This is a genomic window from Brevundimonas sp. NPDC007368 (assembly GCF_042869015.1).
Lineage (GTDB): Bacteria > Pseudomonadota > Alphaproteobacteria > Caulobacterales > Caulobacteraceae > Brevundimonas.
Map to the genome: position 1 here is coordinate 475,304 of NZ_JBIAFA010000003.1, position 9,380 is coordinate 484,683.

Genomic DNA, 9,380 nt, shown 5'->3' on the forward strand with positions numbered 1-9,380 from the left:
TCCATGTCCAAACCTCCCAAGTCACCACGCCACTATGAGGTCGGCTACGGCCGACCTCCGCAGGCGGCCCAGTTCAAGCCAGGCCAGTCCGGCAACCCCAAGGGCCGTCCCAAAGGCTCTAAAAACTTCCTCACCCTGTTCCGTGAAGAACTGGACCGTCCCGTTCCCGTCACTCAGAACGGTCGGACGCGGATGATGTCCAAGGCTCGGGTCGCGGTCATCCAGCAGGTCGACAAAGCCGCCAAGGGCGACGCCAAGGCTTTCGCCGCCTTGATGAAATACGCCCAAGAGGATGCGGCGGCTGTCGCCAGTCAGCAGGCATCGTCACCAACTAGCGAACTTCAGCCGGCCGAGTACGACGAGATCATCGCCCGCTACATCGCGGATCTCAGCGAAGGGAGGGCGGCATGACCCTTCCCTTGCCGGCGGACGCCATGGTCCACGCCCTCGCGCGACGGGACTTCAGCGTCTTTCTGGACCTGGTCTTCCCAACCCTCAACCCAGGCACGCCCCTCGCCCGTGGTTGGTACCTCTCGGCCATGGCGCGGGCGCTAGAGGACATAGCCGACGGTTCTAACCGCCGCCTTCAGATCACCGTACCGCCGCGGCATTTGAAGTCGGTGATGACGACCGTGGCCTTCCCCGCCTGGCTGCTGGGACGCCGCCCAGAGACGCGGATTATCTGCGCCAGCTACGGTCAGGATCTCTCGGCAGCCCTGTCACGCAACTTCCGCAAGGTGATCAACTCGGCCTGGTACGCGCAGGTCTTTCCCGAGACCGCCCGCTCCATCGTCCGCGACACCGAAGCGGACCTGGCCACGCGCCAGGGCGGCTATCGCTACGCCACCGCGGTCGGCGGCACGGTGACCGGCCTGGGCGCCGACCTGATCATCATCGACGACCTGATGAAGGCCCAGGACGCCGCCTTCCCTGAGGCCCGCTCCAAGGCCCAAAGGTTCGTCGACGAGACCCTCCTCAGCCGTCTGGACGATAAGCGGACCGGCGCCATCGTCGCCATTCAGCAGCGCCTGCATGAGGACGACGTATCGGCCCACCTTTCGGCCAAAGGCGGCTTTCGCCATCTGGACCTGCCGGCCATCGCCGTCCGAGATGAGCTCATCCCGCTCACCCATGGTCGCAGCCATGCACGGCGGATCGGAGACGTGCTCAACCCGGCCCGGGAATCCCGCGAGGTGCTGGAGCGGATCCGTGCGGAAATGGGCGGTCGCGCCTTCGAGGCCCAGTACCAGCAGAACCCAACCCCGACCGAAGGCGACTACGTCCGCTGGGACCGGATCCAGTTCTACAATGATCGCCCAGAGCGTCACGGTCTGCATAAGGTCGTGCACAGTTGGGATCCAGCGGCGTCCACTGACCCGTCCGCTGACTATTCCGTCGGTACGGTCTGGGGCCATGACGGCGCCAGCTGGCTGTTGCTCGACGTCATCCGCGTCCGACTGGCCTATGCCGACCTCCTGGATCGGGTCCGCTCGGAGCGGAAGCGCTGGCGCGCCGACGTCATCCTGGTCGAGAAATCCTCGCTAGGCCCCGCCCTCCTGGAAGACCTCGGGCGGGATATGCGCTGCATAGGCGACCCAGCCCACCACGCCCCATCCTGCATGCGGCTCGGAGCGGACGCCCGGCTGCCGAAGGCGGAACGCCTCTACAGTTCGGTAGAGCGGCTTTACTCGGGGTTCGCCAAACTGCCCCGGGACACGCCCTGGCTGGAGGATTTGCGACGCGAAATGCTGACCTTCCCCAACGCCAAGCACGACGACCAGGTGGACAGCGTCAGCCAATTCCTCAACTGGGCCATCGGTCGCGGTGGGCGGAACACGCTCCGTGGTCATGCGCGTCGCGACGGACCCAGGCCAGCATGAATGAGAACAGCGGCGTCCTCCGGACGCCGCTGTCGCAGTTGTAGCAGGTCTTTTAAACGCAGAGTTCGTTCCAGGCTTTGGCGAACTCCCCAGCCGGCGTCGTCTCCTCGAGGTAGGGACCGAAGATCTCGCCGGACGCGATGTACTTCTGGTAGCCGGTGTGGCCCCCAAAGCCGTTCTTGGCGTTGACCTCGCCGCATACGACGGGCGTACGCCCCTGGTAGGCGTTGAAGCGGCTATTGCGGAAGCGAACCGAACCCGGGTCCTTCATATGGCCCTTTACGGAGCGCTCGGTCGCGGAGATCCAGAGCTGCTGCTGAGTCGTGTCATTGATCTTGGCTGCGCCGCCTTCCATCGCAGACGCGGTCGCCTCCAACTCTCGTTCACGGGCGCGGGCCAGCTTCTCGGCTTCCTTGGCCCGGTTCTCGGCCGTCTTGATCTCGGCCTCCGCTGCAGCCTTCCGGGTCGCCTCCGCGACCTTCAATCTGGCCTTTTCGACATCAGCGTTGTTCAACGGACATTCGCGCAATTCGTCGGCTTCCGCGCAAACCCGGACGCGTTCAGCCCATTCCGCTTCGGGAATGCCAGAAGGCCGCTTGACCGGCATGGCGTTCACGAAACCTCCCACAAAGAGGCCTGCCGCCATCAGCAGCCCCGCCTGCCAGCGTTTCTGGATGAACCAGAACGGTTTCACCAGCATCGCTAGTCCCAACAACACGACCAAGACCGACACAAATCCGACGGCCGAAACCAAGGCTTCCATATGCCCCCCAACTGAATGAAACGACGGCGTCTCGCCGTCCTGCAGAAGCCCAGGGCATGCTGTGAGGAAGAGGTCTTTCACCCAATCCGTTACGCAGACCATGAGTCTCATCACATGCCGCTGGTCGCTCGAATGGTCTGCTCAAGTCAACCTGAAATGAGACTCATCGTCTGTCGCCCGATCGGCTGCATCCGCCTCATCTACGGCCATGGACGTCCGCCGCAAACTCGGAGCCCGCGTGCAGCGGTTGAGACAGGCTCAGGGCCTGTCTCAGGAGGAGCTGGCGGACCGGGCCGACCTGCACCGCACCTATGTGTCCGGCGTCGAGCGTGGCGTGCGCAATCCCACGGTGACGGTGCTGGAAAAGCTAGCGCAGGGACTACAAACCTCCCTGCCCGACTTGGTCAGCTTCGAATAGAGCGGACAACCGAACGACGCTCCAGGACCTCCATCGCCGCGGCCAGCTTCTGAAAGTCCTCTGCGTAGCCCTTTAGCACAGACCCCGCTTCGGATAGCGTCAACAGGCTCGTATCGGTGCTCAGAATATGGGCATGGTCCAGAATGGCCGAAGCCATGACCCCGAGGCGCAGCTTGGCCTCCAGGGCGTCGTCGGGATCCAGCATGGGGTCTCGGTCAAGTTCATCGCGCGTCATGCCCACGACTACCGCTCGCGTCGCGCTGGAAGTCCAGAGGAAGCGCGCAGGTCGCAAATGCGCCACGAGCGGCCATGCAGACCACGCCGCAAACGCGACATTGCGCGGATGGGCCGAAGGTCTGCATTCGGACGCGGTGCCAAAGGCGCGAACCGACCCGTTGCGGACATCTTGTCTTCATGATGCTGATTTGCGACGCTTTCCATCCATCTGTGTAACCAAGGCGCGCTTTCCGATGTGGAGTAAGATTTTCGGCATAGGCCCCAGGGGTCCCGCCGCTCGGGTGTCGGTGGAAGATGCACTTGCAAAAATCGAGGACCAGGCGACCGAGTCTTTAGGCCAGCTTGTCACGGATCAGGAAGCGGGATGGCGGTTCATCTTGGCTGAGTTTGCTCGCCAGCAGAGTTTCGGCGAAGCCGCAAAAAGGCTCTTGGCTCTTTTCCCTTTCCAGCCCGACCCGGTCGAAGTCGCTTGGGCAGCGGCGCAAAGCGATCCTGGTGCGCTCCGATATCTTCGAGATCAGGTGCAGCCAACGATCTCGCAGCAGTTCGGCGAGCCGACTTCGCAGCTTCTGATCACCAAGATTTTTCTAAACTACTGCCTAAGCCAAAATGGCTTCCTAAGTGCCGGTCGTTTCAAGACGGCATTGGCTTGTTACGAGCGATGCATGATTGGTGGAGAGATCGCTGAAGGCAAACGCTGGGGCGGCATCATTCGTGCTATGGGTGGCGTAGAGCCTGGCCTTTGGATCGGCCAAAGATGGCTTTCAAAAGCCCCAACGAACTCACAGGAACTTGAGGGCCTGACTGAACTTGTCGCGAGCGATCTCGCCCAGTCATTGCCTACCGAACAAGACGTCTACTGGTTTGTCGTCGAGGAATACGATAGAATTCTCGAACGTGGCGAAACTCTGCCGGTACTCTATGAAAATTTCCTACTGCATCCGATAGAGCACCAAGGCCGTCGATCCGAGAAATCATACGTTGGGCATCCCAACGCCGGCGTGACGTATCTCGACAAATTTGTCAGCCCAGCTCTCGGTGCCAACTATGACAGCAAAACAGCCGCCATCATTCGTGCAGGAATCTATACCCGCTTCAGAGAGGTTCTGAAGTCAGACGTTGATCGATTGAGAATCAAATACGCTCAACACTACCGACAGAACTGCTTGAAAGAGGGTGCCGCAAACAACGCGGCACGCTGGCAAGCCGTCGTGGACTCGATAGCCCCGGCTTAGAAACACGCAGTATGCGGGTCGCGTCGGACTTCGCCATCGCCCCGACTGGGCTGGGATTAGCTATGCTGCCCCTCACCCGCACCGGCGTCCGCTAACCACCCCATACCGACGCTTGGAGGGCCCGCTGTCGGCTGATCCCCAAAAACCAAGAGAGATGACTGTTCGGCGCCAATTGCGGACTCCGCCGCACCTCCAAGAAGGCGACATTCAGCGCACTGAGGCCAAAAGGCTCATGGCCATCGGCCAGGCCGATGTCGACGCGGTACTGGCGGTGCTCGCCAAGTCTCGCTGACACCCGATTCCAGGACAACGCGGCAGGCTAGACCCCCATTCGACGGATGAACGACTTCTGCGGCCTGTTACGCACCATGTCGTTCCACTTGAGGCTCTTGGCCGCCGGACGGGCCTTGCCTTCGGCGGTGAAGACGTCGACCTCAGCATAGGTGTCGCGCAGCTGTATCACCGCGTCGGCGACCATCTCGAAGGTCAGCGGCGTCTCGTTGCAATGCGCCCGGAAGAGGTCGCCGAGCGTGACCGGCACGCTCGCATCCTGCGCGTCGTCCCGGATCATCCGAGGCAACTGATTGATCGCCGCAGCTAGTGAATCCTTGCGGGCGTCCACCCCGAAGTCGAACTCAAGCCTAATCTGCTTAGGATCGACACTAGGGTCATAGCCGAGCGCGTTGAAGCCGGCGTCGCCAGGATGGGAGAAAAGATTGCTCATGTCCCAGTGGAGCCGAGCCATTTCGTCCCGGGCCCGCTCATGCTTGGACAGGTGGAGCAACCAATAGGAGCGCCGGCTGTCGGCTGATCTGATGAAGAAGGGCGTGTAGTATTTTGCGCCCGTGCTGCCAATGATGTGCTTGTAAAGAAAGCCTTGAATGAGGCGTCGTTGATCCTGTTCGGACTTGAGCGCCTTGATCGCTTCGCCCATTGCCGGATCGAGTTCGATCGCGCGGCCGCCGGACGTCCGCGCCGTCTGGTCCGAAAAGTAGTCGATCAGCGAGTCGACCGAGAAAGTGAGCAGCACCTCGGGATTGCGGAGGCAGGCGAAGATCTGCCGGATGGTCGCGAACGAGACGGCGCTCCAGCCGTACTGGTCCAGCAGGAACAGCGCCCGGTGGCTTGATCCGCGATCCTTGATCCTCTGGATGACTTCGGCAGCCTTTTCCTCGAACAGACCGGTGGAGACCGAAATCGAAGCTCCGACTTCGCCGCTGAATTCCGATTTCATGAGCTCATACTGCAGGAACTCAATATGCTCGGGCTGCTTGTCGATGAAGAAGAACTGCGACTTCATCTGAAAGCCGTTCTGGCGCGTGAGCGTCAGACCAGCCTCGGCCGCCTTTACCGCGCGAAGCACCCTCAGCGGGGACCCCGGAACGATGACCGAACCGTTCTGGTAGGCGCCGCCGCCGCAAAAGCCATCGACGATCGTCAGGTTCAATTCCCGTCGGCGGGGATTGGACGATAGGATCTTGATGTAACTGTCGATGTAGGTGGCGAAGACGTCGTGTTTGGCGATGCTGTGCGCGCCGATCTTCGGCAGCCGCTCACCCACCTTCCACGCATAATGCTTGGTGACCATGTCGTCCGACTATCCCCCGCCGGGCGGCGTCGCAAACGACCTGGGCCTCAGATCGCTTCCGGCGTCGCAGGCATCTCGTTCCAGGTCCTTCCGCGGTATTCGCGGCCATTGGCTTTCTTGGAGCGTTTCTTGTTGTCCTTGCCCCAAGTGCCCCACTGCTTGAAGAAGAAGGCTGTATCATAGGTATCGCATTGCGCGTAAATCTCGTCGATCCAATCTTCGCGGATCGGACGCGCGTTTAGACCGCTCTCGCCGCCGACAATCGCCCAGTGCACGTCCATGAGATTCACGGCCCCCACCGGGCCGATCAGCGGCTCGAACGAGATGAACCGTATGGCGGCCGGCACGGCTCGCAAGTGATCAATCCGGCCAATGACGTCTTCATTCTCGACGCTGGTGCCTAGCCAGACATTTGGCAGCACATCGGGGATCGCGCGCGCCACGACCTCGGCCATGCGCTCGGGCCGCTTGGTGAGGATCTGGTAATTGTGATGCGGGGTCTCGCGCATGACCCGCCACACGTCGACGATGAAGTCCTCGCTCACCGCGTCGTGGAAGAGGTCGCTCATTGAGTTGACGAAGATCTTCCGAGGCTTGCGCCATCCGTAGGGTACTTCGAGCGCCGAACGATCCTCGCGCACCACGCCGTTCCACAGCGCGCGTTTGCCACTCTTGCGGGTCAGACCTTCGTATTTTTCGACGCCCATGGCTTCGAGACGGCGAGCCATCTGCATGGCGTAGCAGTTGGTGCAACCAGCGGTGACGATGGAGCAGCCCGCCACCGGATTCCAAGTGGCGTCAGTCCACTCGATCTGCGTCTCGGCCATGCTTCTAACTCTGCTGCCGCGTCCCCATGACGCGTCGGTTGCGGCCCACCATCCAACGCAAGCGGAAAGACTTCCTTAAACATAACCTTTCCAAGCGAAACGCGGTCACGCCACCATGGCGACCGCTCGCGACAAACCCGGACGCAGGCGGAGCGACCATCAGGCTTGATCAAGAACAGGCCTGCGAGACCTTCTGACAGACTACCCGCGGCGGCTGGCCGGCCTCGATGGTGACCTCGATATCCCTCCCCTGCTCGGTGCCAGTTGCTCACGCTGGCAGCATTCAGGAACACGACATTTATGGTTCAGGCTTAGGGTCGAAATCGACCCTAAGCCTGGCCCACGGCTCGGCTGGGCCGCGTAGCGCCCGATGGAGCGCGCAGCAAGAAGCTTTGCAGCTGAGCGTCGATTACGTAGCTTCTGCGTCTAGACGTCAAAATCCGGCGTCGTGGACCGGCAAACAAGATGACGACCAAGCACCTTGAGCTCTTCCCGAAGCCCTTGCTGGCGGACTTGGTCTCAGGGCGCTGGCTTCCTGTGGTCGGCGCGGGGATGTCGCTGAATGCCAAGATGCCGCCGAAGACAAAGATGCCGCTGTGGCCTCAGCTAGGCGAGACGCTGTCGGGCGACCTTACCGACTTCTCGCCGATGGGTACCTTGGATGCGATCTCGGCCTTCCAGCACGAGTTCGGCCGCTCCAAGCTGATCGAGCGCCTCATCGACATCCTACACATCAAGACCGCCCAGCCCGGTCGCGCCCACGAGGCGTTCTGCGAACTGCCGTTCGACATCGCCTGCACGACTAACTTCGATTTTCTGCTCGAGCGCCAATACGAGCGCGGGCCCAACCACGTCTACACCGTGGTCGACGAAGAGCAGCTTTCCATCAACGGCTCGCCCTCCGGCACACTCCTCCTGAAGCTTCACGGCGACCTTCGTCACCCAAGCCGCTTGGTCGTGACTGAGGAGGACTATGACGGATTCCTGGCGCGCTATCCTCTGATCGCAACCTATCTGGCCAACCTGCTGATCACCCGCACCGCGGTTTTCGTCGGCTACAGCCTTGATGACCCCGACTTCCGGCAGATCTGGAACATCGTTACCAGCAGACTAGGCCGTACGGGGCGCATGGCCTACGCCATCATGGTCGAGGCTGGCGCGTCCGAGATCGCCCGCTACGAGCGGCGCGGCGTCAAGGTCGTTAACCTACCGGGTCCCAAGTCGCGATACGGCGAGACCTTGGCCGAAGCCTTCGAAGAGTTGCATGCCCATTGGCGCGACAACGTTATCTCCGCTAGCAAGGTCACCGAAGAAGAACCGCTGCGCGAGCTCCTCCTCCCCCGCGATGCGCCAACCCGCCTTTGCTTCTTCTCAATCGCTGTCGACCGCCTGTCCCTCTACCGCAGCGAAGTTTTCCCATACGTACAGGCGCTTGGCTTTGTGCCGGTGACGGCCGACGACGTGATTTCGCCAGGCGACAACGTCAACGCGAAGATTGACGCCTTGATCGACCGATCCGCGGTGATGGTAGTCGAGCCGACCACGCAAAGCACCATCGCCGAGCTGCGCATGGCGTTGACGCGCCGCAGCCGCGCGAGCGGCAAGGATCCACGGGCGGCGCTGCGCACCATCGTCGTGCAGCCCGACGTGGCTGGGCGACACATGGACATCGCCGGCGCGCAATATTTTCCCATTCCGGAGGGGCCGCTCGGCGACATCGAAAGGTTCGTTTCAGACCTGACCCAGCTGCTTGCGACCTTCGCTGGAGAACTGGGCCTTGGCCTCGACACCGAGCCAGCGCGGCTCCTCTCGCAGAACGAACCTCGCGCCGCTGTCATTTCGGCCATGACGCTTCTCGAAACGCGCCTCCGGGAACGGTTAAACGACCCAACCTTGTCCATGACGATGTCGAGCCTCCACGCCAGCAACAAGTTCCGCGTCGAGTCGCTTCGCTCGATGCTGGACGCGGCCACTGTGCTAGGCCTGATCCCGGCCCAGGATCGCAAGAAACTCGACGGGTGGATGAGATTGCGAAACGAGGTGGTTCACGGCAGTAAGCCGGTGACCGCTCAGAAGGCGCGAGAGATCGTGGTGGGGGTGGGTGTGATCGTAGAAATGCTTCGCGGCGAGAGCGGAACGACCCAATAGGATCGGCTCATCATCGGCGCCCCGGATTACAGAGTGTCCGAGGCGACGATGCTCTCCCTGACCCAATGACTGCCACGCCAAGTGTCGGGCGGCTACCTCCAGTCAGCGATTCCGATCAACACAGCTCCACGTTGCGGGTCGATCGCACCGACTTTACCCACGAGCGGACCTTCCCAAGGTCACCTAAGAGTCGAGGCTGTGTGAAAACGCCTCCCGATCGAGCGAATTAGGATAGCCTTCCGGGTCAGCAGGAGGTGGGTATGAGCCGCTTCGTTCAGGGCGCC

9 protein-coding genes are annotated in these 9,380 nt (G+C 61.7%); 5 read left to right on the forward strand and 4 right to left on the reverse strand.

Going from position 1 to position 9,380, the window contains the following annotated elements; all coding sequences use genetic code 11:
• Positions 1–3 precede the first annotated feature (3 nt).
• Both ACFYLW_RS09065 and terL read left to right on the forward strand, forming a co-directional pair.
• Complete coding sequence (locus tag ACFYLW_RS09065; RefSeq protein ID WP_390182972.1) at positions 4–411, forward strand: DUF5681 domain-containing protein; 408 nt, start codon at positions 4–6, stop codon at positions 409–411.
• Positions 408–1,880 (forward strand): phage terminase large subunit, encoded by a 1,473-nt coding sequence (gene terL / locus ACFYLW_RS09070; RefSeq protein ID WP_390182973.1) that lies wholly within the window; start codon positions 408–410, stop codon positions 1,878–1,880. The genes ACFYLW_RS09065 and terL overlap by 4 nt, the downstream gene beginning before the upstream one ends.
• Positions 1,881–1,932: 52 nt before the next feature.
• Here the strand turns inward: terL and ACFYLW_RS09075 are convergent, their stop codons facing one another.
• Positions 1,933–2,643: a hypothetical protein gene (locus tag ACFYLW_RS09075; protein WP_390182974.1), complete on the reverse strand. Its 711-nt coding sequence runs from the start codon at positions 2,641–2,643 to the stop codon at positions 1,933–1,935.
• Between the two features lie 238 nt (positions 2,644–2,881).
• Here ACFYLW_RS09075 and ACFYLW_RS09080 point away from each other — a divergent pair, with 238 nt between their 5' ends.
• Entirely contained in the window at positions 2,882–3,061 is a 180-nt protein-coding gene (locus ACFYLW_RS09080; protein ID WP_312063994.1) for a helix-turn-helix transcriptional regulator, read from the forward strand.
• Here ACFYLW_RS09080 and ACFYLW_RS09085 read toward each other — a convergent pair.
• Positions 3,048–3,266 (reverse strand): hypothetical protein, encoded by a 219-nt coding sequence (locus tag ACFYLW_RS09085; RefSeq protein ID WP_390182975.1) that lies wholly within the window; start codon positions 3,264–3,266, stop codon positions 3,048–3,050. The genes ACFYLW_RS09080 and ACFYLW_RS09085 overlap by 14 nt on opposite strands.
• A 28-nt stretch (positions 3,267–3,294) precedes the next feature.
• Here ACFYLW_RS09085 and ACFYLW_RS09090 point away from each other — a divergent pair, with 28 nt between their 5' ends.
• Positions 3,295–4,533: a hypothetical protein gene (locus ACFYLW_RS09090; RefSeq protein ID WP_390182976.1), complete on the forward strand. Its 1,239-nt coding sequence runs from the start codon at positions 3,295–3,297 to the stop codon at positions 4,531–4,533.
• A gap of 319 nt (positions 4,534–4,852) precedes the next feature.
• On the opposite strand, the gene ACFYLW_RS09095 is transcribed toward ACFYLW_RS09090, so the two are convergent.
• Both ACFYLW_RS09095 and ACFYLW_RS09100 read right to left on the reverse strand, forming a co-directional pair.
• Complete coding sequence (locus ACFYLW_RS09095; protein WP_390182977.1) at positions 4,853–6,121, reverse strand: three-Cys-motif partner protein TcmP; 1,269 nt, start codon at positions 6,119–6,121, stop codon at positions 4,853–4,855.
• A gap of 47 nt (positions 6,122–6,168) precedes the next feature.
• Entirely contained in the window at positions 6,169–6,948 is a 780-nt protein-coding gene (locus tag ACFYLW_RS09100) for a DUF5131 family protein (protein WP_390182978.1), read from the reverse strand.
• Between the two features lie 465 nt (positions 6,949–7,413).
• Between ACFYLW_RS09100 and ACFYLW_RS09105 the strand changes: the two genes are divergently transcribed.
• Entirely contained in the window at positions 7,414–9,096 is a 1,683-nt protein-coding gene (locus ACFYLW_RS09105) for an SIR2 family protein (protein WP_390182979.1), read from the forward strand.
• Positions 9,097–9,380 lie beyond the last annotated feature (284 nt).